At 65.7% G+C, this 24107-nt stretch carries 24 protein-coding genes and 1 tRNA gene; 17 read left to right on the top strand and 8 right to left on the bottom strand.

The annotated features are described in order from the left end of the window. Positions 1-93 precede the first annotated feature (93 nt). Both NBT81_RS07155 and NBT81_RS07150 read left to right on the top strand, forming a co-directional pair. Complete coding sequence (locus NBT81_RS07155) at positions 94-240, top strand: hypothetical protein (RefSeq protein WP_338742117.1); 147 nt, start codon at positions 94-96, stop codon at positions 238-240. Further along, positions 237-662, top strand: coding sequence for an adenylyltransferase/cytidyltransferase family protein (locus NBT81_RS07150; protein WP_338742115.1), 426 nt, complete (start codon positions 237-239; stop codon positions 660-662). The genes NBT81_RS07155 and NBT81_RS07150 overlap by 4 nt, the downstream gene beginning before the upstream one ends. 43 nt (positions 663-705) lie before the next feature. On the opposite strand, the gene coxB is transcribed toward NBT81_RS07150, so the two are convergent. After that, on the bottom strand, positions 706-1500 hold the full coding sequence (coxB, locus tag NBT81_RS07145) for a cytochrome c oxidase subunit II (protein ID WP_338742114.1): 795 nt from the start codon (positions 1498-1500) through the stop codon (positions 706-708). 183 nt (positions 1501-1683) lie between these two features. Between coxB and cyoE the strand changes: the two genes are divergently transcribed. Genes cyoE through NBT81_RS07130 form a run of 3 tightly spaced genes read left to right on the top strand, consistent with a single transcriptional unit; the run spans position 1684 to position 4598 of the window. Continuing rightward, the gene (cyoE, locus tag NBT81_RS07140) at positions 1684-3045 is read left to right on the top strand and encodes a heme o synthase (RefSeq protein ID WP_338742521.1); all 1362 of its coding nucleotides are present in this window, start codon (positions 1684-1686) and stop codon (positions 3043-3045) included. A gap of 42 nt (positions 3046-3087) precedes the next feature. Then, on the top strand, positions 3088-4242 hold the full coding sequence (locus NBT81_RS07135; protein ID WP_338742113.1) for a thiolase domain-containing protein: 1155 nt from the start codon (positions 3088-3090) through the stop codon (positions 4240-4242). Positions 4243-4244: 2 nt separating this feature from the next. Beyond that, complete coding sequence (locus tag NBT81_RS07130) at positions 4245-4598, top strand: OB-fold domain-containing protein (RefSeq protein WP_338742520.1); 354 nt, start codon at positions 4245-4247, stop codon at positions 4596-4598. Between the two features lie 3 nt (positions 4599-4601). Here NBT81_RS07130 and NBT81_RS07125 read toward each other — a convergent pair whose 3' ends face one another. Further along, entirely contained in the window at positions 4602-5228 is a 627-nt protein-coding gene (locus tag NBT81_RS07125; protein WP_338742111.1) for a MaoC family dehydratase, read from the bottom strand. A 148-nt stretch (positions 5229-5376) separates the two neighbouring features. Here NBT81_RS07125 and NBT81_RS07120 point away from each other — a divergent pair, with 148 nt between their 5' ends. The 5 genes from NBT81_RS07120 to NBT81_RS07100 all read left to right on the top strand — a co-directional run bounded on the left by NBT81_RS07120 (position 5377) and on the right by NBT81_RS07100 (position 8472). Continuing rightward, positions 5377-5688 (top strand): AbrB/MazE/SpoVT family DNA-binding domain-containing protein, encoded by a 312-nt coding sequence (locus tag NBT81_RS07120; RefSeq protein WP_338742109.1) that lies wholly within the window; start codon positions 5377-5379, stop codon positions 5686-5688. A 5-nt stretch (positions 5689-5693) separates the two neighbouring features. Next, positions 5694-6164 carry a hypothetical protein gene (locus NBT81_RS07115; RefSeq protein ID WP_338742107.1) on the top strand — a complete coding sequence of 157 codons (471 nt, stop codon included), beginning with the start codon at positions 5694-5696 and terminating at the stop codon, positions 6162-6164. A gap of 41 nt (positions 6165-6205) precedes the next feature. Next, a complete protein-coding gene (locus tag NBT81_RS07110) occupies positions 6206-6748 on the top strand; it encodes a poly(R)-hydroxyalkanoic acid synthase subunit PhaE (protein ID WP_338742104.1) in 543 nt (180 codons plus the stop codon). Continuing rightward, positions 6745-8094 (top strand): class III poly(R)-hydroxyalkanoic acid synthase subunit PhaC, encoded by a 1350-nt coding sequence (phaC, locus tag NBT81_RS07105; RefSeq protein WP_338742103.1) that lies wholly within the window; start codon positions 6745-6747, stop codon positions 8092-8094. The genes NBT81_RS07110 and phaC overlap by 4 nt, the downstream gene beginning before the upstream one ends. 141 nt (positions 8095-8235) lie before the next feature. Beyond that, positions 8236-8472, top strand: coding sequence for a TrmB family transcriptional regulator (locus tag NBT81_RS07100; RefSeq protein WP_338742101.1), 237 nt, complete (start codon positions 8236-8238; stop codon positions 8470-8472). Positions 8473-8499: 27 nt separating this feature from the next. On the opposite strand, the gene NBT81_RS07095 is transcribed toward NBT81_RS07100, so the two are convergent. After that, positions 8500-9189: a DUF7547 family protein gene (locus NBT81_RS07095; protein ID WP_338742100.1), complete on the bottom strand. Its 690-nt coding sequence runs from the start codon at positions 9187-9189 to the stop codon at positions 8500-8502. A gap of 66 nt (positions 9190-9255) precedes the next feature. Next, positions 9256-10209, bottom strand: a complete 954-nt coding sequence (locus NBT81_RS07090; protein ID WP_338742099.1) for a PGF-CTERM sorting domain-containing protein — start codon at positions 10207-10209, stop codon at positions 9256-9258. A 101-nt stretch (positions 10210-10310) separates the two neighbouring features. Between NBT81_RS07090 and NBT81_RS07085 the strand changes: the two genes are divergently transcribed. Both NBT81_RS07085 and NBT81_RS07080 read left to right on the top strand, forming a co-directional pair. Beyond that, positions 10311-11543, top strand: coding sequence for a HEAT repeat domain-containing protein (locus NBT81_RS07085; protein WP_338742098.1), 1233 nt, complete (start codon positions 10311-10313; stop codon positions 11541-11543). A gap of 53 nt (positions 11544-11596) precedes the next feature. Further along, entirely contained in the window at positions 11597-12004 is a 408-nt protein-coding gene (locus tag NBT81_RS07080; protein ID WP_338742097.1) for a DUF2237 domain-containing protein, read from the top strand. Between the two features lie 4 nt (positions 12005-12008). On the opposite strand, the gene NBT81_RS07075 is transcribed toward NBT81_RS07080, so the two are convergent. Continuing rightward, complete coding sequence (locus NBT81_RS07075; protein WP_338742096.1) at positions 12009-12641, bottom strand: class I SAM-dependent methyltransferase; 633 nt, start codon at positions 12639-12641, stop codon at positions 12009-12011. 90 nt (positions 12642-12731) lie between these two features. On the opposite strand from NBT81_RS07075, the gene NBT81_RS07070 reads away from it, so the two are divergent. Continuing rightward, positions 12732-13676: a DMT family transporter gene (locus tag NBT81_RS07070; protein ID WP_338742094.1), complete on the top strand. Its 945-nt coding sequence runs from the start codon at positions 12732-12734 to the stop codon at positions 13674-13676. Positions 13677-14143: 467 nt separating this feature from the next. On the opposite strand, the gene NBT81_RS07065 is transcribed toward NBT81_RS07070, so the two are convergent. Continuing rightward, complete coding sequence (locus NBT81_RS07065; RefSeq protein WP_338742093.1) at positions 14144-15334, bottom strand: MFS transporter; 1191 nt, start codon at positions 15332-15334, stop codon at positions 14144-14146. Positions 15335-15561: 227 nt separating this feature from the next. On the opposite strand from NBT81_RS07065, the gene NBT81_RS07060 reads away from it, so the two are divergent. The 4 genes from NBT81_RS07060 (at position 15562) to NBT81_RS07045 (ending at position 22726) form a co-directional block, all read left to right on the top strand. Beyond that, the gene (locus tag NBT81_RS07060) at positions 15562-16926 is read left to right on the top strand and encodes a histidine kinase N-terminal 7TM domain-containing protein (RefSeq protein WP_338742092.1); all 1365 of its coding nucleotides are present in this window, start codon (positions 15562-15564) and stop codon (positions 16924-16926) included. Positions 16927-17731: 805 nt separating this feature from the next. Beyond that, positions 17732-17962, top strand: coding sequence for a hypothetical protein (locus tag NBT81_RS07055; protein WP_338742090.1), 231 nt, complete (start codon positions 17732-17734; stop codon positions 17960-17962). Between the two features lie 469 nt (positions 17963-18431). Then, entirely contained in the window at positions 18432-18623 is a 192-nt protein-coding gene (locus tag NBT81_RS07050) for a hypothetical protein (RefSeq protein WP_338742088.1), read from the top strand. Positions 18624-18625: 2 nt separating this feature from the next. Further along, entirely contained in the window at positions 18626-22726 is a 4101-nt protein-coding gene (locus NBT81_RS07045; protein WP_338742086.1) for an Eco57I restriction-modification methylase domain-containing protein, read from the top strand. Between the two features lie 224 nt (positions 22727-22950). Here NBT81_RS07045 and NBT81_RS07040 read toward each other — a convergent pair. Then, positions 22951-23023 (bottom strand) — tRNA-Thr (locus NBT81_RS07040). A gap of 51 nt (positions 23024-23074) precedes the next feature. Next, complete coding sequence (locus NBT81_RS07035) at positions 23075-24073, bottom strand: class I SAM-dependent methyltransferase family protein (protein ID WP_338742084.1); 999 nt, start codon at positions 24071-24073, stop codon at positions 23075-23077. Positions 24074-24107 lie beyond the last annotated feature (34 nt).

The raw sequence follows: 24107 nt of genomic DNA, 5'->3' as shown, positions 1-24107 counted from the left end.
AATCCGTATCGGCGGGTTCGTGGCCGAGCGACGCGCGACCGTTCTCGGCGTGCCATCCGGAACCCTTAGAAGGCGACGCACCCGACCCGGTGTATGCGGCTCTGCCGGTCGGAATCCGTCGCCGGACCCGCCGAACCGACGCCCCTGGTCGTCCGTATCGTCTCCGAGCAACTGTGTCGGCCGGGGCCACGACACCCCGCGGCGCGTCTCACGAGGGAGGCCCTCGACCGCGACCCATGACGACAGTCGTCGCCCAGGGGACGTTCGACATCCTCCACCCCGGCCACGTTCACTACCTCTCGGACGCCGCCGCGATGGGGGATCGCCTCCACGTCATCGTCGCCCGGAGTCGGAACGTCACCCACAAGGAGACGCCGATCCTCTCGGACCGCCAGCGCCGAGCGATGGTCGACGCCCTCGCCGTCGTCGACGAAGCGCACTTGGGTCACCCCGAAGACATCTTCGTCCCCATCGAGCGGATCGATCCGGACGTCATCGTCCTCGGCCACGACCAACACCACGACGAGGACCGCCTCCGGGAGTCGCTCCGGTCGCGGGGGCTCGACGCCGACGTCAGGCGGGCGTCCGAACGCGAGGGACGCGAGGACGAACTCTGTTCGACGGGACGGATCGTCGACCGGATCGTCGACCGGCGGTGCTGAACGGTCGGAACGGGGAGGAAAGACGGACCGCGTCTCGCTGTGCTCAGGCCCGAACCGCGGACTGATCGACCGACTCGTGGTGTTCGCGGACCACGTCGTCGTCCGCTTCGATGTCACCCGACGACTCGCTCTGCTCGTCGAGGAACGACTGGTACTCCTCCTGGGAGACCACTTGAATCTCGAAGTACATCTTCGAGTGCGCGACGCCACAGAACTCCGCACAGTAGCCCTGGTAGGTCCCCTCCTCCAGCGCGACGGTCTTGATGACGTTCGACTGACCGGGCATGGCGTCCTGTTTCAGACCGAGTTGGGGGACGTGGAAGGCGTGTAACACGTCACTCGACGTGACGTTGAAGTAGACGTCCTGTCCTTTCGGGATCACCACCGTCGGCGCGGTGCTCGACATCTGGACGTCCTCCTGTGGGTAACTCGCCCTCCAGCCCCACTGGAACGCCTCCATCTGGACGACGACGTCGTCGTCGTCGGGAGCGATCTCCTCTTGGTCTCCCTGAAACGTGACGTTCTCGTTGGCGAGGACGCCGTAGGAGGCGACACCGACGAACAGCAGGATGATCGCCGTGGCGACCGTCCACGTGATCTCCAGCCGACGGTTCTCCTGGGTCGGCTTGGCTTCGTCCGCGTCCTTGAACCGGTACACCGTGTAGATGAGGATACCCTCGACGAGGAGGGTGATCGGCACGGCGATGTACAGCAGTTTGTTGTTCAGCTGGTTGATAAGTTCTGCGGACACCGAACTCTGGGCCGCCACGGGATCGGCGGCGAGGGCGAGTGCCACCGCCGAAAGCAGCGACGCCAGCACGAGGCGCGACCGTTTCATGCTCTATGGGCCGTTAGAATCTCCCCCGTAAATACCTACTGATAGGGTCGACCGTGACGGTCTCGGGTCCCCCGTGTGACACGAAACGTGGAGTCTAAATACGGGGATTTCCAAACCCAAGACAGTGATCGAACCGTGACGCGCGTCACCGAGCGCTTCCCCGGACTCTTGGCGGCGAGCGCGATGGGCGTCTATCTGCTCGTCCTCGTCGGGACCACCGTCGCCGTCACCGACGCCACACGCACCTGTGCCGCTTGGCCGGTCTGTGGATCGGGGGTCGCTCTCCCCACGACCGCCGCGGGTGCACTGGTCGTCGGTCACCGACTCGCCGCCGTCGTCGTCGGCCTCCTCGTCCTCGCTGCCGGCGTCGCCGCCGTCCGAAGCGACACCAGTCGCCGAATCCGGATCGCTCTCGGCGTCGCCGTCGTCTGTTACCCCGTCCAAGCCGCGCTGGGTGCGCTCGTCGCCACCACCGGCGCGGCCGCGCCGCTCCCGGCCGTCCACCTGCTGGTCGGCCTCGTCATCTTCGGCGGGCTGGTCGCGGCGCTCGCGTGGACGCTCGAGACACGGACCGGCGATCCGTCCGACGGTCCCGTCACCGACCCCGACGCGCTCACGCCGCCCGAACGCCCGGACGACGCCGGAGGTGACCAACCGTCTCTCCCCGACGACCCGGTCGCCCATGTCCGTGCGCTCGCGAACGCGTACTTCCGTCTCATGAAGCCGCGCCTGATGTGGCTACTCTGTCTCGTCGCCTCCGCGGGCATGGCGCTCGCGGCCGGCCCGTCACTCGCCCCGCGGACGGTCGTCCTGACGCTGCTCGGTGGCGTCCTCTCCATCGGGGCCAGCGGCACGTTCAACCACGTCTTCGAGCGCGACATCGACCGCCGGATGTCCCGGACCAACGACCGTCCGCTTGCGACGGACGTGGTGTCGGTGCGCAACGCTCTCGCCTTCGGCGGCCTGTTGACCGTCGGATCGCTCGCCGCCTTCGCCGCGGTCAACCTCCTCGTCGCCGTTCTCGGTCTCGTCGCCATCGTGTTCTACAGCGTGATCTACACGCTCGTGTTGAAACCCAACACCGTCCAGAACACCGTCATCGGCGGTGCGGCCGGCGCGCTGCCGGCGCTGATCGGCTGGGCCGCGGTCACGGGATCGGTCGGCGTCGGCGGCCTGCTTCTGGCGGCGGTCATCTTCCTGTGGACACCCGCCCACTTCTACAACCTCGCGCTGGCGTACAAGGACGACTACGCCCGCGGTGGCTTCCCGATGATGCCCGTGGTCCGTGGCGAGACGGAGACCCGGAAACACATCCTCTGGTGGCTCGGCGCGACGTTCGTCGGCGCGGGCGCGCTCGCCGCGTGGTCGTCGCTCGGCTGGGTGTACGTCCTCACGACCGTCGCGCTCGGTGCAGTGTTCCTGTGGGCGGTGATCCGCCTCCACCTCGACCGCACCGAGTCGGCCGCGTTCCGGGCGTTCCACGCCTCGAACGCCTACCTCGGCGCGCTGTTGCTGGCGGTCGTCGTCGACACCCTGGCGCTTTGACCAAGAGTAAAGGGTAAGCCCGTGGGTTACGCGAACGAACCTATGAAGAACGTAGCGATAATCGGTGCGTCGATGACCAAGTTCGGCCAGCGCGACGGGTGGGTCCTCGACCTGCTCTCGGAGGCTGGATCGGCGTGTCTGAACGACGCCGGTGTCGCGCCGGACGCCGTCGACCACCTCTACGTCTCGAACATGGCGAGCGGCGAGTTCGAGGGGCAGACGGGGGTCGTGAACGCTCTGGCCCACGACCTCGCCGCGATGCCAGCGTACACCGTCCGGGTCGACCAGACGAGTTCCAGCGGTGGCGCCGGCGTCAAACACGCCTGGCAGTCGGTCGCCAGCGGCGCGAGCGACATGACGTTGCTCGTCGGCGGCGAGAAGATGACCCACCGAACGACGCCCGAGGCGACGGACGTCATCGCCTCGCTCACCCACCCCGTCGAGTACAAACACGGCGTGACACTGCCGAGTTTCGCGGGGTTGACCGCGCGCCTCTACCTCGACAGTTACGACGCGCCACGCGAGAGCCTCGGCAAGGTCGCGGTGAAGAACCACCGCCACGGCGTCCACAACGACCACGCCCAGTTCCAGAAGGAGGTGGACTTAGAGACGGTGCTGGAGTCGCCCATCGTGGCCGACCCGCTTCGCCTCTACGACTTCTGTCCCATCACCGACGGGAGCGCGGCGCTCATGTTCTGCCCGGAGTCGGTCGCTCGGGAGTACACCGACGACTACGTGCTCGTCTCCGGCGTCGGCGGCGCGACGGACACCCACGTCGTCCACGAACGCGCGGATCCGACGACGATGCGCGGGGTCGTCGAGTCGAGTCGGATCGCCTACGACATGGCGGATCTCGGCCCCGACGACGTCGACGTTGCCGAACTCCACGACATGTTCACCATCCTCGAGTTCCTCCAGAGCGAGGACCTCGGCTTCTTCGAGAAGGGCGAGGGCTGGAAGGCGGTCGAGGAGGGTCGCACCGAGATGGGCGGCGACCTCCCGATCAACCCCTCGGGTGGCCTCAAATCGAAGGGCCATCCACTAGGCGCGAGCGGCGTCGCACAGGTGTACGAGATATACGAACAACTGCGTGGCGAGGCCGGCAAACGACAGGTCGACCGCGCGGACACCGGTCTGGCCTGTAACGTCGGCGGCTTCGGTAACTGTGTCATCACCACACTCATGGAGGCAGTCTAATGATGGAAGCCTACCGCTACCCCGACGGCAGCATCACGTTCCCCGGTCATCCCATCGGTCCGGGCGGAGAGGAACCGGTCGAGACGGTCGACCTCAGCGAGTACACTGCCGAGGTGATCACCTGGACCACGAGCATGGCGGCACCGCCGGGCGTCCGCGAACCGAACACGCTGGCAATCGTCGAGTTCGACGTGGACGGCGAACCCGTTCGCGCCCTCGGCGGCGTCACCTCCGACGAGGTGGCGATCGGGGACGAGGTACGGCCGGTGTACGTCGAGGAGCTCCGCGACCCCGACGCTGGCATCCGCGAACCGGACAGTCAAGAGTGGGACGGCTACCGGTTCGAACCGGTCTGACCCTCAGGCGTCTTCGTCGGGACGGTCGTCGATGAGGACGATTGCCTCCCCGTCGATCACCGTCTCGCCGTCCTCGTCCTCGACGACGGTCGTCAGTCGGTAGCGGCCGTCGCCGAGGTCCTCGACGACTTCACAGATTGCCGTGACCCGTTCCCCGATGTCGACCGGGCCGAGGAACTGCAGATCCTGTGAGAGGTAGATCGTCAGCCCCGGCAGGCGGGCGAGCGCAGCGCTGATGAGCCCCGAGACGAGCGTCCCGTGGGCGATCCGTCGGCCGAAGCGAGTCCCCTCGGCGAACTCGTCGTCGAGGTGGAGTCGGTTCGTGTCGCCGCTGGCGTCGGCGAACACGCCGACCTCTTCCTCGGTGACTGACTTCGAGAATCGGATTCGGTCGCCGACGCTGACGATCCCATCCCCGTCGTCGGAGTGGTCGAACGACCACTCGGCCTTGGAGTAGGTTACACCGGGCGATTCGGCAGGCTGGCGGCCGTCGTCGCCGTCCGGCAGCATCGCCCGGTTGGCCGCCATCACGCTGTTGTAGAAGTGTTCGACGCTGTTCGAGAAGTGTTTCCCCGATTGGAGCCACGCGTCCGTGAGGCCACCCATCGGCGTTGGTGAGCGTTCTTGCATGCTGTGTAGTCCTTTGTCGTGGTCGGTTAAAGACTGGTCGCTTTCGTCACCGGGTGTACCCGGCCGTAACCATTCAATGTCTCTGATTGGTATAGAGAGGTAACGAAAGTAAAGCTTATGCCTCTGGGACGTGTTGGTAGAGGTACGGATGACGCAAGACGACGACGATGGATCGCCGCTGTGGCCGCCCATGCCGTTCGCCCAGTCGTTTCAGGACGCCGGCGAGGACGCGGTCGAACGCCAGATGCAGCTGTTCGAGCAGTTCGTGTCCGGCGGTGGCGGCGGGTTCGACGGGTTCTCGCAACTCGGCGCGATGAGCATGGGAACCGCGATGTTCAAGACCCGCGTGCAGAGCGGGGGTCGCATCAGCATTCCCGACGCCGAGCGCGAAACCCTCGACATCGACGACGGCGATATCGTGCAGACCATCGTCATCCCCGTCAAACGAAACTCCGAGTGATTACAATGAGTGCTACCAACCCGTTCAGTTCGGCCTTCGAGATGCAGCGTACGATGATCGACCAGAGCCGCCGTGCCGCCGAGACCGGTATCGACGCCCAGCGCGCCGCCATCGAGACGTGGTTCGACTCCTTCGAGTCGGCCAAGTCCGTCCAGCAGAGCGGCGTGACGCTCTCGAAGAGCGCCGTCAACGCCTACCTCGACGGCCTCGCGACGGTGCTCCCCGAGGAGTCCGTCGAGGAGCTCGAAGCCGCAGTCGACGAGCAGTTCGAGGCCGTCGACGAGATCCACGAGGACGCCTGGCAGTCGTTCCTCGAGGGTCTCGACGAGGCCGAGGCCACCTACGACGAGCTGACCGAGATGCAGCTCGAACTCGTCGCCGAAGGCTTCGACGCCGCCGAAGAGGTCCAGGCCACTGCGGAGGAGACGACCGAAGAGGCCGTCGAGTCCGCCGAGGACCTCTCGCAGACGGCGTAACCGGAGCGTTTTCACCCCGACCACCCATATTTCAGTACACGATGACAGACAACACTAGCAGCACCTACGACGGACAGATGGACGCGTTTCTGGAGCGCATGACCGAGACGTACATGAGCGCGCTCGACCGCAACCTCGACGCGCAGTCGGCGTTTCTCGAATCCTGGATGGACTCCATGGAGGACAACCTCTCCGAGGACCGCGTCCGGGAGGGGTACGAGGGGTCGATGCAGGCCTACGAGGCCTGGATGGACGCCGCGGAGACGTCCTTCGAGCGGATGGGCGACTCCCTCCAGGGCGAGGACGTCGAGCCCGGGGAGTTTCGCGACATCTGGCTCTCCTCGGCAAACGAGGCGTTCAAGGAGATGATGACGACCACCGCCTTCGCGGCGGCCACCGGACAGACCGTCGAGGAGGCGATGAACATGCGCCAGAACATCGACGAGGCCTCCGAGGAGACGCTCCACGCGCTCAACTTCGCCACCGTCGGCGACGTCCGCGAGGTGGGTGAACGGCTCGTCGAACTCGAACGCCGCCAGCACGCCATCGAGGGCAAACTCGACGAGTTGCTCGACCAGCAATGAATCCCTTCACATTCCCGCTGGACGCCCAGCGCCAACTCTGGGAGCAAGCGGCCGACGAGACGGAGTCGGTCGGAGCCATCCCGGACGGCCTCGAGACCATGACCGACGTCGAAGTCGGCGAGACGCCGAGCGAGGTGGTGTACCGAGAGAACAAGCTCGAACTCCACCACTACGAACCGCTGGTTCCGGAGGAGGAGCGTCACGACGTACCCCTCCTCTTCGTCTACGCGCTGATCAACCGACCGTACATCCTCGATCTCCAGCCGGATCGGAGCGTCATCCGCCGGATGCTCGAGGCCGGCTTCGACGTCTACCTGATCGACTGGGGCGAACCGTCCGACCTCGATACGTCGCTGTCGCTGCACGACTACGTCAACCGCTACATCGACAACTGTGTCGACGAGGTCCGCGAGCGCTCCGGCCAAGACTCGATCAACCTGCTGGGCTACTGCATGGGCGGGACGATGAGCGTCATGTACGCCGCGCTCCACCCCGAGAAGGTCCGCAACCTCGGGCTGATGGCGGCCGGCCTCTGTTTCGACGGCACCGGCGGCATCCTCGAGATGTGGGGCGACGAGGACTTCTTCAGCCCCGAGACCATCGTCGACACCTTCGGCAACGTCCCCGGGGAGTTCCTCGACGTGGGCTTTGCCCTGATGGACCCGGTCCACAACTACGTCACGAAGTACGGCACCCTCTACGACAACATCGACGACGAGGACTTCGTGGAGAACTTCGCGCGCATGGAGCGGTGGCTCGACGACTCCATCGACGTCGCCGGTGTCGCCTACCGGCAGTTCCTCGAGGACATCTACCAGGGGAACAAACTCTACCGGAACGAACTCGAACTGAACGGCGAGCGGGTCGACCTTGACGACATCACCATGCCGGTGTTGCAGGTGATCGGCGAGTACGACCACCTCATTCCGCCGGAGGCCAGTAAGCCGTTCAACGACAGAGTCGCGAGCGACGACACCGAGATCATGGAGTACTCCACGGGCCACATCGGCCTGTCGGTGTCGGGGTCCACCCACGAGGATCTCTGGCCCGCGGTGGCCGACTGGTTCGCCGAGCGATCGGTCGTCGAGAGCGAGGACGCGGAGGTGGACGAGGCGGCCGAAGACGTCGAAGACCCCGAGGGAGCCGAGGGAGCCGACGACCCCGGCACCGACCTGCAGGAACTCAGCGGCATCGGCCCCGCCTACGCCGAGCGCCTGCGCTCTGCCGGTGTCGACGCCGTCGAGGACCTCGCGGACGCCGATCCGGTCGAACTCTCCGTGGACGCCGACATCGACGAGGGACGGATCCGCGGGTGGATCACCGCTGCGAGCGAGCGAACGTCGTAACTCCGGTGGTTGGCCCCGACGGTGCCGGGGGGGATCCCCCGCGACTGCACCAAAGTATATAATCTCATTCTAGTGCTTTGCAGAATATACCCCATATATTGGAAGCGCTTATTACTTAGAACGGGAACATGTTATCCGTACATGACGGCGCAGCCGATCGAGCGATCCACCGACCGCATCGCAGTCCCGGACGACCTCTCGGCCGCGGAGTCGAAACTCGTCTACTTGTTCGTCGCCACCTCGGGTGGGGCGACCGTCGACGACCTCCAATCGTCGCTGGACATCAAGAGGATGTGCCTCTTTCCGGTCCTCGAGACGCTCTCCGAGCGCGGCCTGATCGAGCGAACCGGCGACGCCTACGTCCCGACCGCGACCTGATCGCCGCCACGGTCCCGATCGCTGTCGTTACGACTCCTCGTCGTCGGTCTCTCCCCCTCGCTCACTCTCGTCCGCGCGCTCTCCTTTCCCCATCGACTCCTTGATCGACGCCAATTCCTCGTCGACGTTCACGCCGCCGGCGTCGCCCTCCTCACGAACGTCGATGTCGACCCCCGCCGTCTCGGAGCGATCCCGCGCGCTCCGTCGCTCCCACGCGGAGCGGTCGTCCGGCGCGGCCGACCGGTTTCGGGGCTCTCGTCGGTCGGCCCGGCCGTCTCGATCCGAGGCGTCGGCCAGTCGGTCGTCGATCTCCTCGGTCAGCGCTCGGGCGTCGGAGAGTACCGACCCAGCCGCCGAATCCGCCGGGAGGTCCGCGCGGGTCAGTGCCTCCCGGAGGTCCCCGAGTGCGTCCCGGAGCGTGACCACGTCCGGGGCGTCCTCGTGGGACCGCTCGCGGAGGCGGTCGGCCGTCGTCGTCCCGGGCCCGGCGAGTCGAAGCACGGCGCGGAGCAGTTCCAGTGACTGGACCGTCGCCTCGAGGAGCGCGATCAGCGTCGGGATGGTGTACTCTTCGGTGAATCGGAGGATCTCCCCCGGGGTCGGTGGCCGCCGTCGTCGCCGCACGTCCTCGTCGACCGCCGCGCGGAGGTCGGTCAACGTCCGCTCCAGGTCGGCGAGCAGGACCGCCAGTTCGTCGTCCGCGTCGCGACTCGGCATGAGGGTGTATCGGGCCCCGACGCTCATATACTGCCGGGGCTGTCGTCGGTTCCCGCCCGACGGACTTCACTGCCGCCGAACGGCCGCGTGTGTACCAACGAGGAGAGCCACGACCGCGACGAGGGCACCGAATCCCGGCCCGTCGGTCGCGGTGGGCGTCGGCGTCGCTGTGGGGGTCGCCGTGGCCGGTGCGGTCGGGGTCGACGTCGGTGGCGGTGTCTCGGTTAGGGGACCAGTCACCGTCGCTGTGGGGGTTTCGGTGGGCGTCGGTGCCGCGGTCGGTGTGTCGGTCGCGGTGGGTGTCGGCGTCGCGGTAGCGGTGGGCGCCGGCGTCGCGGTCGGCGTGTCGGTCGCCGTCCCGTCGGGCCCGCCGGCGACGGTCACCTCCACCGTCCGCGATCCGTCCTCGATGGCACTCCCCTCGACGGTGATCCGGTAGGTGCCGGGGTCGGCACCGCTCGTGTCGACCGTGACGCTCCCGCCACTCTCGGTGATTCGCGCGTTCCCCGCGAGGTCGAGACCGTCCGGATCGTCGACGGTCACGTCGAGGCGGTCGGCGTCGTCGAAGTTGTACGCCGCGGTGATCGTCACCTCCTCGAAGTCGTTCGCTGGGAGGGTGTCTCCCGCGATATCGACCCCACGCTCGTTGCGCACGTCGAAGTCGGTGATCCGCGGGGTGACGACGGTCAGTTCCGCTTGCTCGTCGGAATCGCTCGCGGCGTAGTACGATCCGGACTCGACGCCGTCGAAGTCAGCGTTCTCGGGATTGACACTGAACGTGCCCTGATCCCCGACGGGGACGAACGTCGTCCGGTTCGTCCCGATCGTGCCGCCGCCGGTGCGCTGGACGTCCGAGATGTCGAGCGACTCGCTGGTGTACACGCGGACCGGGGGTGCCGTATCGGACGGTCCGTCGCGCGGTTCTTCGAGGGCGACGGCGGCGCTCGCGCCGGTGATGGACGCCGCGACGAGGAGGTAGACGACGAGGACCGATCGGACGGGAGGGTCGTCGGTTCGCATGGTCGGCCGTAGGTCCTGCTGAATGAAGTGTGTTGTCGAGCGCGGGCCGACCGGCCGCGGAATGGAAACGCTCTTTTGAGAGTCACCACGACTGTAAACGTATGACCGACGGGGACGACGAGACAGACCTACCCGCCGAAACCCTCGATTCGCGCCTCGATGGTGTCGCCGAGGACCTCGACGCCGCCGAAACCGAAGCCGACCTCGACGCGGTCGAGGGGACGCTAGACGGCATCGCCGAGGACCTCGACGCCGCCGATCTTCCGGCCCCCGACGACGAGGACGACGACGAACCGGACCCCCGAGAGGAACTCGAGAGTCGTCTCGAAGACCTGCGCGACGACCTCGAGGCCGCCCGCGGCCCCTACGCGACAGACGTCGTCGACGCCGTCGAGGACGCGGCGGCGACGCTGACCGACACCCGGTGGACCGACGCGGGCGAGGGTGAGGCCGCCGCCGCCGTCGCCGAGTTCGTCGAGGCAGCGAGCGGGACGCTCGACGCCGATCTCTCGGGGGGTGACGCGGATGCCCTCGACGCCACCGCCGAGGCCGTGTCGGACGCCGGCCTCGACGCCGACGCCGACGCCGACGCCATCGACGAACTCTTAGACGCCACCGACGCCCTCGAAGCGGGGCTCGACGACGCCGAGGAGTGGGACGATCTCGAAACCCACGAACAGCTCCGAGCCCAGGGCTTCTACGACGCGCTCGGCCACTACAAGGATTTCCCACCCGAGTGGGCCGCACTCAAGGAGTGGGAACAGCGGGGCAACGTCGAGATGGTGCTGCTCGCGCTGGACAGCTTCCAGTCGGACTTCATGGAACGCCACTGTCTCGAGGCGCTCACCCGCATGAACGACGACGCGGCGTTCGACGCCATGCACCAGCGGGCGGGCAAGCGCGACAAGCCCGGCATCAAGGCCCTCGGGAAGATGGCCGCCGAGGACGCCGTCGATACCCTGCTCGAGTACGTCGACGCCGACTCCGATCCCGGCCTCCAGAAAGTGACGTTCAAGGCGCTCGGCGAGATCGGCAGCGAGGAGGCGACGGGACCGATCGCGAACCAACTCGACGCGGAGAACGAACAGGTGCGCCCCTACGCCGCCCGCGCGCTCGGCCTCATCGGTGACACGCGGGCCGTCGACCCCCTCGCGGACGTACTCGAAGCCGACGAGAACGACGAGGTCCGCGCCGCGGCGGCGTGGGCGCTTCGACAGATCGGCACCGAGGCAGCCCTCGAAGCCGCCGCCGCGTTCAGCGACGACCGCGCCTACCTCGTCCAACACGAGGCGACCCAGGCCGACGAGGCGCTGTCGGCCGAACGCCCGGCGTAATCGATCCGATCCGGTCCCCCAACTTTCTCCCCGTCGACACCCGTATCCCGTCCATGGTCACGGATCCGGACGTAGACCCGGAATCGGAATCGAACGTGCTGGGGACCGACCTCGAACCCTGCAGCACCGATCCGGCGACCGGCTACCTCCGCGACGGCTGCTGTCGCCATCTGGAGTCGGATCGGGGGCGTCACGAGATCTGTGCGGTGATGACCGAGGCGTTCCTCGAGTTCTCGCGTCGGCGCGGCAACGACTTGGTGACACCGCGCCCCGAACTAGACTTTCCCGGACTCGACCCCGGCGACCGGTGGTGTGTCTGTGTCGGTCGGTGGGTCGAGGCGGTCGACGCCGGCGTCGCGCCGCCGGTCGTTCTCGAAGCGACGGCCGACGCCGTCACCGAGGACGTGCCGTTCTCGACGCTGCTGGACCACGAGTACGAGAACGAGGGCGTAGACGGCTGACCGGCTACGCGCCCCCGCTCCCGTCCAGTTCCGGTGGATACGACTGCCGACCCCCGGTCGAGTTCCGACCGATCAGCGTCGCCACCGCCAGCGTCCGTCCCTCGTCGTCGGTTCGCATCCGCTCCCGGTAGTCGAGTATCGTCAGATCGAGACACGCACGCAGCAGGTCGTTCGATCGGTATCGGTGGCGATCCGTCGACGGGCCGAGGTCGATGGGGTCGGTCGACCGCAGGTGGTGTTCGTAGATCAGGACGCCGCCGGGCGAAAGCGCTTCCTTCAGATCCGGGAGGTGGTCGAGTGCGGCGAAGAAACTCACCGTAATCACGTCGTACGTCGAGCGCTCGAACGCGAAGTCGTCGATGTCCGACCGGATCCACGTCACACCCTCGACCCCCTCGCGTTCCGCCGCCGCCGCGGCGCGGTCGAGCGCCTCGTCGGAGACGTCGACCGCGTCGACGTCGTAGCCGTGGCTGGCCAGATACCGCGCGTTCCGGCCGGTCCCCGTCGCCACGTCGAGCCCGCGGCCCTCGGGGAGGGTGTCGATCCACCGCGCTAGTGCCGGGATCGGCTCCTCCGGCAGTTCGAACTCGTCGTCGGTGCTGTACTTCTCGTTCCACCGCTGGCGGTCGTCGGTCACGACTCGACGGGAGGGTCGAGGGCGGTTAAGCCCACCCCCGGACCGCCGCGGATCGACACACCCAACCCGTCCCGCGGGCTACGGATCACCGTGTCCCTCGGCCGATACCGGAACGCAGGGTTGTTCGTCCTCCTCGGGGCGCTGTTCGGCAGTTCGTTCGTCGCGATCAAGGCCGGTCTGGAGACGCTCCCGCCGGTCTTCTTCGCGGCGCTTCGCTTCGACGTGGCCGCTCCGCTCCTCCTGCTGTACGCGGCGTGGCGACACGACGCGTGGGTTCCCCGGTGTCGGGCGGACCTCGCCGGTCTCGTCGTCGGTGCCGTCACCATCGTCGCGGTGAACAACGGCCTCCTCTTTCTCGGACAGCGGACGATCACGCCCGCGGCGGCGTCCGTGATGTACAGCCTCAACCCGATCCTCTCGCCCGCCGCCGCCGTCGTGTTGCTCGGCCAGCGACTCGACGCCCGTGGCGTCGTCGGCATCGGTCTCGGCCTAGTTGGGGTCGTCGTCATCGTCCAGCCGTCACCCGAGACGCTCACGGCCGGGTCGACCCTCGGGCAACTGTACGTCCTCGCCGCCGCGGCGGGTATCGCCGTCGGGAGCGTGCTCATGCGCCGGATCGACGCGACCCTCGACAGTGTCCCCCTGACCGCGTGGGCGATGGCGCTCGGCGCGACCCTCCTCCACGCGTGGAGCTACGGACTCGGCGAGTCCGCCGCCGGAACGCCGACGACGTGGGCGCTCGCCCTCTCAGTCCTCGTGGTTGGTGTCCCCGCGACTGCGGTCGCCTACCCCATCTACTTCACGCTCATCCGGCGGATCGGCCCCGTCCGAACGAACCTGGTCGCCTACGTCGTCCCGCTGTTCGCCGCGCTCACCGGGTGGCTCCTCCTCGGCGAACCCGTTACGCTCGCCACCGTCGTCGGCTTCTGTATCGTCGTCGCCGGCGTCTCGCTCCTCGAACGCCGCGTGGTCGCGACCGAACTCGGTCGTGTCGTGAGCCTGCTCGACCGGAGTGAACCGCCGTCGGACGACTGATCGTCGTGTCGTGGCGCCGCCCCCGGATCGGGATGGTTTCGTTCGTGGCAAAATTGATGGGAAGCTTTACTTAGTACCATGACAGATACTTGACCGCTCGGGTGCCGAGGCGTCCCCGAGTCACGCGACATGCCACCCGTCCGACTGCGATCCGATGCCGACGGCCCCCCGTGTGGCCCGTCCACCGGAGGGCCACCGTCGGTGCCGGTCCCGTCCCGCGACGACCGTCCGAGCCCCCGCTTTCTCGAAACTTGGACGGCCGCATTCACGACGCGATCGTAGCGGTCGTACGTCGGCGAGCGGATCCACCTCCGAGGTGGTGTCGTGGGCCAACGGAACGGATCGGTCGTCGTCCAGGTCCTGTCGCTCGAACCGGAACTCCCCTCGCCGCCGTCCGGTTGCTCCGGCGACGCGATTCGGGTGTCCTGACCGACTGCCCGGTCTTCTCCCGGCCGTTCGGCGCGCGGTCACCCGTCGACTGTCTCGGTGTAGAGGCTCCCGAGGAGGACGGCTCCGGCCACCAGCGGAACGACCGCACAGGCGGCGTAGATCGGTGCGAACCCGGCGTGTTCGACCAGAGGCAGCGTCACCACCGGACCTAGGCCGCCCCCGAAGTCGCCGAGGACGTTGTTCGTCCCCATCGCCCGCCCCATCCGTTCGTCGGGGGTCAGGTCGGCGAGTAGCGCCATGAGCGGCCCGCTAGACCCGCCCTGTCCGGCTCCGATACACACGCAGGCCAAGACGAGGGGGAGAAGCGAGTCGACGAACGCGAGTGCGAGAAAGCCGACGAACGAGACCCCGAGAAAGGCGAAGAGGGTCGGGAGTCGCGTCCCGTGGAGGTCACTCAGTTTTCCGCCGCCGAGCATGAACCCCGCGGCGGAGAGGACGGTGATCGCCATCAACAGCCCCGACATCGCCTGCGGACCGTACCCCCAGATCCCGATGCCTTTCGCCTCCACGAACAGGACTAGCGTCGCGAACAGCGCGCCGAGATACGCGAAGAACAGCCCGAAGTTCACGAGCCCGACCGCCAGCGTCGACGGCGTCGTGTCGAGTTCCCACGGCCGGACGGCGGTCCGCCGACCGGAGACGTGTGTCTCGGGCACCATCGCGTAGGCGACGGCGCTCGCCACCAGTGCGAACCCGGCGGCGACGACGAACGCCGTCGAGACGCTGTAGAGGTCGCTCACGACGCCGCCCAGCACGAGGCCGGCGGGGAACCCCAGGGTGATCCCCCCGCGGACGACGCCCATGCTCGTCCCCCGCGAGTCGCCGTCGCTCACGTCGGCGGCGATGGTGTAGGCGGTGGCGAACACCACCGCACTTCCGACGCCCCACACTACCCGCGCGGCGACGAACCAGGACTCGGGGGCCGACGACCCGATGGCCACCACGTATCCGAGCGTCGCGACGGCCTCGACGAACAGGCCTGCGATCAGCGGTCCACGCGTCCCGACTCGGTCGACGAGCGATCCCGCTGGGGCGTTCGCGACGATGCGGGTGAAGCGGTTGGCGCTCAGGATCACTCCGACGAGGAACGGCGAGATACCGAGGATCGACCCCAGGTTCGGCAGTATCGGGAACACCACACCCCCGCCGAACCCGACGAAGAACGTGCTGACGACGACGGCGAGCACGACCGAGCGGTTCCGTTTCATCCTGGCACCTCTGATCGGCACGTGACGTGCCGGTGTCCGGATGCTGGTCGCTCCCGTGAGACCGTAGGTGTACTGATCAAAGTCGGTCCGGTCGGATCGACCACACGGCGTGTGGGCCGATTCGCCGTTTTCGACCCGATCCGTCCGGCGTCGGATCCCGTTCCATAACCGTCAATTTTCACCACGTCGTTCGACATGTTAAGGTACTACGACCCACATCGGTCCGTGTGATAACTATTTTAAATACAGCTTTCGTCGCGCTCTTCTCCGTCGCCGCGGGAGGCTGTTTCTGGAGTGCACACCGGATCCAGTCGTTCGAAACGTCGCTGATCCGCCGCCCCCTGACCGTCTTTCTGGTCACGACGGGGCTGTGGGCTCTCGCGACGGTCCCCTTGCTGTTGCCAGTCTCCGAGGCGGTGATGTACGCCAGTTACGTCTTCGGACTGGTCGTCGGCATCTCCACCGTGGTCGTGTGGCTGTGGTTCTGTTCGGCCTACGCAGGTCACTCTTACCATCTCGACACACGACTGCAACTCGCCGCCGTCGGCTTCGTCAGTTCGGTCGTCACGCTCAAACTGACCGACCCGTTCCATCGGGCGTACTTCGAGCCGGCGGTTTCGGCCGAGCCGTTCGTCCACTTCGCGCCGAGCGTCGGCCTACTGTACTGGCTCGTCACGACGCTCGCGTACGTCGCTGCCGGTGTCGGACTGTACCTGCTGTTCGAAAGGTACCATCGCTCGAACTACGGTACGGTCCGGCTGAGTCTCCTCACGGCGGCCATCGGACTACCGGCCGTACCGCAGTTGGTGGTTGCGTGGCGACCGAACAGCATACCCCTCTTGTACTACGAGCCGGTCGGTGCGGCGATCTTCGCAGTCGGCGTCGTGACCGTCGCCCGCGAGGAGTTCTTCGCCGTCCACACGCCCGCCAGCCGCCAGTTGCTCGACCGGCTCCCCGGTCTCATCCTCGTCACCGACCGGAACGACCGGATCGTAGACTACAACCACAGTGCGATGGAGCCCGTCTCGGCTCTCTCCGAGCGGGTCGGCGACCCCTTCTCCGACGTCTTCCCCGAGCTGGCGGACGCCGACGGGACGACCGTCGAACTCCCACTCGAAACGGGGATCCGAACCTACCAGGTCGACCGGGAACCGGTCTCGGTCGGCGCGGAGACGGTCGGCTACACGGTCATCCTCTCCGACGTGACCGACCTCGAGGAGCAGCGCCGTCGCCTCCAGCGACAGACCGAACACATCCAGGACGTCACCGAGGCGATCGCCCACGAGATGCGGAATCCGCTCGCGATCCTGATCGGGAACCTGGAGCGCCTCGGCACGGAGGGCGGCCCATCCGACGCCGACGGATCGGCCGACCGAGCCGACACCCTCCGGACGGTGATCATCGCGGCCGAGCGGATCAACGTCGTTACCGACGATCTGATCGCAATCCTGCGGTACGGCACGCCGATCACGGAGATGGAACCGCTGCGACTCCGTCCTCTCCTCGAATCGGCTCGGGGCGACGCCGTCCCCGAATGCGACCTGACGGTCGAATCCGGATCCGGAACCGAGGTTTTGGGGGAACGAACCTGATGTACCGAACTCTTCCGACTCCTGTTCCGGCTGTCCAGCCAACGGGGGGCGACGACCATCCACGTCCGACAGGAGGAACCCGACGCGCTCGTGTCAGCAGCGACGCCGAGTCGTTCTCGACGGACGATCCGGACTCGCTGTTCAAATACGGACAGGAGGCCGGCGAGGAGTCCCGGATGCTGCTGGCGAACGTGTGGACGCTCGCGACCCTTCACGGTTGGTCGATCACCGCGTCCGGTCCCGCGGAACGGCTCTCTATCCGTTTGGATGAGCTGTCGTTCGCGTAGTCCGAGACTGGGGCGAGTCGACTGGGACGGTGTCGGATCGGCGGACGTCGGTGGCGTGGCGTGCCTGGTGGGGGTGTGCCGGTTCGACAGCCGGGTGCGTAATCCCCGACGCCGGGTTATCCGGAGAGCGTCCGCCAGTACCACTCGTTGCACTCGGCCGTGCGCTCGACGTAGGTATACCGTCGACGGTCACGACCGGGTGCGACACGTTCCGTCGGTCGTGGATGCCGATAGCCTGGTCCCGTCCGTCGAGTGGCAGGCGCCACGCCGGAGCCCTGGTCGTCCGGTTGACGGCAGTGAGCGGGTCACCCGAGAACTGTGGCCTGAGATGTACGACGTCGGAGGGATCCACCCCATCCGCTCTCGGGGATACCTCCACCTCCTGACACCGGCCTATCAGTAAGTCCGTCACTGCGTAGCGACTTCGTTCGGAGGTGTACCGATTCCAACTGCGTAATCACTCCTCCGCGATAGTTTCCGAGGTGTCCTTATTTGCGTTGGCCGGTCGTTGATAGCATATGAGCGAGGACGAGGACAGTATCACGGAGGCGCAGGTTCGAAACGACTTCGAAGAGGTCTACGGCGTCACCATCGAGGAAGTCATAGGAGTCCTCGAACAGTGTCTGGAAGAGAACCATCGCCTTCTAAAAGGGATGAAAGAGGTCGGCGAGGAGGTCGGGTTCACCGACGCGGAGAGAGAGTCGATGCGGGACATTCAGGACTACGTCGACGAACGCAATGAATCCTGACGGGGTGAGATGGGTCACGCCTATTCGATTGTCCTGACCGATTCTATCGACCCAACCTGACCACGGCGTCGTGCGAGCTGCGTGGATGCCGGCAGCGGCCGTATCGAACACATGATGATTCTCACGGAAACGTAGCCGAGAGACGGGAGACCGTGGATCGACGCTTCGAAGTCGGTATTCGGCAGTGGGTGAAGGAAGCGGCGGTCGGAGCAATCGATCGGACCGAGAGCGAGCAGTGTCGAGTCACGACCTTCGGCGATCGTGGGCCACGCACCACTTGACCGAACGGCAGGTAGAGGTGCGGACGGCGACGGCAATCGGGGGGGGGAGTGACTACTCCGCGATCGAGCCGTATCTCGCCGAGCCGACGGGGGCCGATCGGGGCAGCGATGCGGTGAGTACGACTACCGGTTTCATCCCTATCCAGGAAAAGACTATACGAGACGGTCGAAACTACCCGGTAGCACCGATGAACGGGAAACGAACTGGACAGACAACCGGGAACCCCGGTCGGATCGACCCCTCCTGGCCCGAACTGGACACGCTCGGTGTCGCTGTCGACGACGCGGTCGACGGCGGGGTCGTCGACGCCAACGCCGTCGCACACGCCCTCATCGAGAGCAAGGACGCCGAAGAGTTCGCCATCGTCACCCTCGACTGATAATGTCAACGGCACTCACCTACCGCACGAATCGCGACCTGTTCTCGAACCACTACCTCGACAAGCACCTCCCCGAGACAGAGGCGTGGGACGAACTCGACGAAGACGAACTCCGCGAGACGAAAGCGGACATCGCAGCGTTGTGGAATCGCGAGAAAGAGACCGCACCCAAACGCAACGAATCCCAGCTCGAAGAGAAGTTCATCCGGCCGATGTTCCGGAAGCTGGGCATCCCCTTCGAAGTCGAGGAGAGCACCAGTCGGACCCAGCGCCGCCCCGACTACGGCTTCTTCGAGTCCGAAGCCGCCGCTCGTGGGGCGTTCGAACGTCGTGAGGACGGTGGCGATTTCTACGAGGATGCCGTCGCCGTCGCGGACGCCAAGCGCTGGGGTCGACCGCTCGACACCCGGGGGAGTGGCGACCACGAGCGCGACTTCGAGAATCCGAGCTACCAGATTCACGTCTATCTGCAGGAGACGCCGGCGCGGTGGGCCGTGCTCACCGACGGAAAGAAGTGGCGGCTCTACTACGCTCCGACGAGCCACCGGCTCGACTCCTACTACGAGGTCGACCTGCCGACCGTTCTCGAACAGGGCGACCTCGAGGAGTTCAAGTACTTCTACCTCTTCTTTCGCCACGGCGCGTTCCTCGAAGACGCCAGCGGTGACTGTTTCCTCGACGACGTCTACGACGAGTCCACCGTCTTCGCCCGAGAGTTGGGGGACGACCTCCAAGACAACGTGTACGAGGCGATCAAGGTGCTCTCGGAGGGATTCATGCAGTATCCGGGCAACGACCTCTCGAAAGCGGATCTCGACCGCATCCACGACAGTTCGCTCGTCTACCTCTATCGGCTCATCTTCGTGCTCTACGCCGAGAGTGAGGGCCGCGACCTGCTCGATACGAACAACGAGATCTACGAGGACTCGTACAGCCTGAACTCCCTCAAGCAGGACATCGCCGAGGAACTAGACAGTCCGAATCCGAAGTATCGCGACTGGCAGGACGACCTCTGGGACCGGCTGGACGAACTGTTCAAACTCATCGATCAGGGGAGCAAGTCGCGGAGTATCCCAGAGGAGGACCTCTACATCCCGGCGTACAACGGTGGGCTGTTCAGGACCGATCCGGACGAGGACGACAGCGCCGAAGCCCGGTTCCTCGCGAATCACCGGGTGGGTGATACCCATCTCGCCGAGGTAATCGAACTGCTGACTCGGAGTCGGAGCGACGGCGGCGGGAAAACCTTCGTCGACTACTCCTCGCTGGACGTCCGCCACCTCGGGAGCATCTACGAGGGTCTCCTCGAGTATCGACTCGACGTCGCCGACGAACCACTCACGCTGGAAGACGGTGAGTACGTCCCCGCCGGCGAGGGTGACGAGGTGATCGTCGAGGCGGGAGACGTTCACCTCACGACCGGGTCCGGCGAACGGAAAGCGACGGGGTCGTACTACACGCCGGAGTACGTCGTCGAGTACATCGTCGAAGAGACGTTGGAACCGCTCGTCGACGACGTCTACGAGGATCTGCTCGCGTCGGACCCCTGGGGACACGAAGGTGGAGGCCAGTTCGCCGAAGACTTCGCCGACCGTGTGTTCGAGTTGAAAGTCCTCGATCCGGCGATGGGGAGCGGACACTTCCTGACGAACGCGATCGATTACCTCGCTCGGGAGATTATCAACGCACAAGAGCGACAGGCCGAACAGCAGGGCATCGAGTCCATCGACCGATCACGCGATATCAACTGGGCACGGCGGCAGGTCGCCCAGCGCTGTATCTACGGGGTCGATTTGAACCCGCTCGCGGTGGAGTTGGCAAAGGTGTCGCTGTGGCTCCGTACGCTCGCTGCCGAGCAGCCGTTGGCGTTCCTCGATCATCATCTGAAGGCGGGCAACTCGCTGGTCGGAAGCGACGTCGGAGACGTGCTTTCGGATGGCGAATCCGCGACAGCGGATGGCCAACTCACCCTCCAGCAGTCGTTCGCCCAAGCGCGCCGGCAGGCGCTCGAACACGTCATGGATCGGTTTCAGGACTTGCTCTCCGTCGACAACGAGTCGTTGGCAGCCATCAAGGAGATGGAGGCCGCTTTCCAAGGGGTCCGTGGCGACCCGTTGTACCAACGCCTGCTGGCGATGGCGAACGTCCATACGGCCGAGGCGTTCGGGCTGGACGTGCCCAGTGACGCCTACGAGAGGATGGCCGAAGCGCTCCGGGACGACTCGTGGGAAGCAATACAGGACCGAGACTGGTTCCGCAGTGCGCAGGCGATGGCCGAGGAGGAATCGTTCTTCCACTGGCAGCTAGAGTTCCCCGTGGCATTCTACGACTCCAACGGAAACAGACAACGTAGCGCCGGGTTCGATGCCGTAATCGGAAATCCACCGTATATCTCCGCTTGGAATCGGGATCTGGGGCAAGACGAGTTCCTCCGAACTAGATACGGCTCGGCCTCCGGACACTACGATATTTATGGACTCTTTATCGAGAGAGGGTCCGAACTACTCCGCCGAACCGGACGGGTATCGATGATCGTTCCGGATACGTTTTGCGGGCAGGCATATGCCGAGAACTGTAGGAAACTGTTCGCGTCTGAACTGAGTTTAGAGACGGTGCTCGATCTCCGCGAGCGGGTCGTCTTCGAAGACGCGCAAGTGGATAACATAATCTTCGTAGCACGAGGGGATTCGGGGATCGTAGAGAACGTCTCTATCGAAGCAATCGAGACGAAAACCGAGGGAGAGTTCGTCTCCACCCATACGTTCCCATACGATCTACTATCCGAAGGGAACGAATATCGGATTCCCCTCTCCGAAGAGGGGCTGAACATGTCGATACGAGAAAAGGTATCGGAGGGGGTCGCGCTTCAGAACGCGTTCTACGTCTCCAAGGGGATGGAGCCCCACACCGCTGATGGGGACAGTAAATACGATTTTATCGAAACGGACGACCCCGACGAGGTGATGAAGCGGTATATCGAAGGGAAGCACATCGGACGATGGAGGATTCACTCCAACTGGTATATCGATTATTCACCAACGCGACACAAGGCACCGGCTTTTCGTGAACTATTCGAAACGAGGAAGATAGTTGGCGCCCGGACGATCGGGGAAGGTAGACCGATGTTCGCTGTCGACGAGGAGGGGTACTATAATAACGAGAAGACGTTGAACGCTGTCCCGTACGAGGCACTCCGAGAGACGGACGTATCGCAGGTCGAGGTGTCCCGACAGAATAGACAGTACAGTGAACTGTTCAGTATGTATGCAACCGTGGGAATTCTCAACAGCTCGGTAACATCGTTCACGTTTAGGGAAATCGAATCCGGAGCTTTGGATTTCTTCCCTCGCCATCTGAAGAAGATATGTCTCCCCGTTCCCGAGGGGGTGCCGGACTACGACGCGGCAGCCGCGCCCGGAGCTGAATCGACGGAACGTTCCCGCGCTGAACTGTACGCTGCGCTTCATCGGTTCGGTACGGAATTGAGTGAGCTTCGGAGACGACGGGACAGTCTCGATACGAACATCCTCGACTACCTCGGCAACTACGAAGCGGGCCCGGCCCTCCCCGATGTCGGTCTCTTCCAGCCGACCGACGCCAGCATCCTCGACGCGACCACAGAGGAGTACGAGAACCTGCGTGTCGGGGGCGCCCAAACCGAGCGCGATGGCCGCCGCGTCACCCTCTACGCTACGGCTCGCTACAAGCCCGAAGACGAGGACGAGCACGAAACCGACCGGTGGGGATACACGGAGAGCGACTACAGGGAAGCCTTCTCGCTCACGGATCTCGACGACGAGGAGGCCGCGCTGGTCGAGGCATTCGTTTCCGTCGCGGTCGCGGAGGCCGACGGCTTCGCGGGCTTCCGCGACAACGCCACGAAGACGAACTCCCTCATCGACCGGTTGAAGGCAATTACGCTCCCTGACCCCGACGACGTCGCTGACGACCTTCGGCGCTATATCGAGGTTGCGGAGCGAGCTGACGAGCTGGACGAGAAAATCGAGAAGACCGACCGACGTATCGACGAGGCCGTCTACGACCTCTACGGACTGACCGACGAGGAGATCGAAATCGTCGAGTCGGTAGTGCAGGACGACTAACTTCGAGGTCGGCGACCACGTCACGTTCGTCGGCGGTCGTGGGTACTCACGAACATCGGGGACCGACCGAACGGCGGCCCTCTCCTCCACGTCTACACGCCGACGGACGACTCCGGAACCGCCCCAGTGGAATCCCCCACATCGAGAACCCCGGAGATTATGAATCACGTCCGGCTCAAATCCCCCACACGGGGCTCTTGGGTCTCACGTCGTTCGGTCAGAAGAGCCGGTGGAGGGATTTGAACCCTCGGCCTATTCCTTACGAAGGAATCGCTCTGCCAGCTGAGCTACACCGGCGCGCACTCGTTCGTACTGCCATCGTTCAAATAAGGGTTCCGAAACGCCCCGCTACCGCGACAGCCGGACGTCGAGACAGACGTTGAGTTCGTGGGGGGCGTAGGATCGGACGACGTGTCGCGTCTCCACGTCGACGTCGTATCCGGTCGCAGCCTCCCGAATCGCCCGCTCCCCGGGACCGAACGGGTCGTCCTCGTGTTGGATGTCGTAGTAGTGGAGGACACAGTCGTCGCCGGCGAGGGTGGCGGCGGCGTCGAGGAAGTCGTCGGCGCTGTGGGGGAGGTTCATCACGATTCGGTCGGCGGCGTCGGCGTGGTCGGCGGCCACGTCGCGCACGTCACCCTGAATCGCGGTGACGCGTTCCTCGACGCCGTTCCGGTGGGCGTTCTCCCGGAGGAACTCGATCGCTGTTGGGTTGAGGTCGACGCCGACGACGGTCGCGCCCCGGGCAGCCATCGGGATCACGAAGGGGCCGACGCCGGCGAACATGTCGACGGCGCGTTCGTCCTCGGCCGTCTGCTCGGTGACGCGGTGGCGCTCGGTGGCCAGGCGCGGCGAGAAGTACACCGTCGAGAGGTCGAGCAGGTAGTCGAAGCCGTACTCGCGGTGGACGAGTTCGGTCGGCGGTCGACCGTCCCGGTCCTCGGCGGCGAGGACGGTCCAGTCGCGCACCCGGAGGTCGCCTTTCACCTTCGAGGCGCGGTCGAGCACCGCGCGGACGGGGAGGTCGGAGTCGAGGATGGCGTCGGCGATCCGCCGTGCCCGATCGGGGTCGTCCTCGTCGAGGATCGCCACGTCGCCGAGGCGCTCGTAGGAGGGATCGAAGCCGAGCAGATCCGCGGGGGTTCGCTGGGTGTCGTGTGTCGGTACGTCGCGGTAGACGACATCGTATCCCTCCCTCTCGGCGGCGTCGGCATCGGTCACCGGGAGGTAGATGTCGCCGTCGTCGACGACGATCTCGTGTGCCTCGTCGACGAGGTCGGCCGCCGCGAGCGTCTCACGGGTTCGCTCGCCGGCCTCCCGCGGCACGCGAACGCAGGGCCGTTCCATGGGCGGGATTCGCGCCGCCCGCGAGTAAGGATGA

Source organism: Haloplanus sp. CK5-1, from assembly GCF_037201915.1.
In the GTDB taxonomy this organism is placed as follows: Archaea; Halobacteriota; Halobacteria; order Halobacteriales; family Haloferacaceae; genus Haloplanus; species Haloplanus salilacus.
This window is presented reverse-complemented; position numbering and strand designations above follow the sequence as displayed.

What these genes read in the sequence shown, in the direction of transcription:
- NBT81_RS07155 (WP_338742117.1), top strand. Translation starts at nt 94, where the DNA reads ATGCGGCTCTGCCGGTCGGAATCCGTCGCCGGACCCGCCGAACCGACG.
- NBT81_RS07085 (WP_338742098.1), top strand. Translation starts at nt 10,311, where the DNA reads ATGACCGACGGGGACGACGAGACAGACCTACCCGCCGAAACCCTCGAT.
- NBT81_RS07095 (WP_338742100.1), bottom strand. Translation starts at nt 9,189, where the DNA reads ATGCCGAGTCGCGACGCGGACGACGAACTGGCGGTCCTGCTCGCCGAC.
- NBT81_RS07115 (WP_338742107.1), top strand. Translation starts at nt 5,694, where the DNA reads ATGAGTGCTACCAACCCGTTCAGTTCGGCCTTCGAGATGCAGCGTACG.
- NBT81_RS07065 (WP_338742093.1), bottom strand. Translation starts at nt 15,334, where the DNA reads ATGAAACGGAACCGCTCGGTCGTGCTCGCCGTCGTCGTCAGCACGTTC.
- NBT81_RS07125 (WP_338742111.1), bottom strand. Translation starts at nt 5,228, where the DNA reads ATGCAAGAACGCTCACCAACGCCGATGGGTGGCCTCACGGACGCGTGG.
- NBT81_RS07035 (WP_338742084.1), bottom strand. Translation starts at nt 24,073, where the DNA reads ATGGAACGGCCCTGCGTTCGCGTGCCGCGGGAGGCCGGCGAGCGAACC.
- cyoE (WP_338742521.1), top strand. Translation starts at nt 1,684, where the DNA reads ATGGGCGTCTATCTGCTCGTCCTCGTCGGGACCACCGTCGCCGTCACC.
- NBT81_RS07080 (WP_338742097.1), top strand. Translation starts at nt 11,597, where the DNA reads ATGGTCACGGATCCGGACGTAGACCCGGAATCGGAATCGAACGTGCTG.
- NBT81_RS07130 (WP_338742520.1), top strand. Translation starts at nt 4,245, where the DNA reads ATGGAAGCCTACCGCTACCCCGACGGCAGCATCACGTTCCCCGGTCAT.
- NBT81_RS07055 (WP_338742090.1), top strand. Translation starts at nt 17,732, where the DNA reads ATGAGCGAGGACGAGGACAGTATCACGGAGGCGCAGGTTCGAAACGAC.
- NBT81_RS07120 (WP_338742109.1), top strand. Translation starts at nt 5,377, where the DNA reads ATGACGCAAGACGACGACGATGGATCGCCGCTGTGGCCGCCCATGCCG.
- coxB (WP_338742114.1), bottom strand. Translation starts at nt 1,500, where the DNA reads ATGAAACGGTCGCGCCTCGTGCTGGCGTCGCTGCTTTCGGCGGTGGCA.
- NBT81_RS07090 (WP_338742099.1), bottom strand. Translation starts at nt 10,209, where the DNA reads ATGCGAACCGACGACCCTCCCGTCCGATCGGTCCTCGTCGTCTACCTC.
- NBT81_RS07100 (WP_338742101.1), top strand. Translation starts at nt 8,236, where the DNA reads ATGACGGCGCAGCCGATCGAGCGATCCACCGACCGCATCGCAGTCCCG.
- phaC (WP_338742103.1), top strand. Translation starts at nt 6,745, where the DNA reads ATGAATCCCTTCACATTCCCGCTGGACGCCCAGCGCCAACTCTGGGAG.
- NBT81_RS07110 (WP_338742104.1), top strand. Translation starts at nt 6,206, where the DNA reads ATGACAGACAACACTAGCAGCACCTACGACGGACAGATGGACGCGTTT.
- NBT81_RS07050 (WP_338742088.1), top strand. Translation starts at nt 18,432, where the DNA reads ATGAACGGGAAACGAACTGGACAGACAACCGGGAACCCCGGTCGGATC.
- NBT81_RS07150 (WP_338742115.1), top strand. Translation starts at nt 237, where the DNA reads ATGACGACAGTCGTCGCCCAGGGGACGTTCGACATCCTCCACCCCGGC.
- NBT81_RS07045 (WP_338742086.1), top strand. Translation starts at nt 18,626, where the DNA reads ATGTCAACGGCACTCACCTACCGCACGAATCGCGACCTGTTCTCGAAC.
- NBT81_RS07135 (WP_338742113.1), top strand. Translation starts at nt 3,088, where the DNA reads ATGAAGAACGTAGCGATAATCGGTGCGTCGATGACCAAGTTCGGCCAG.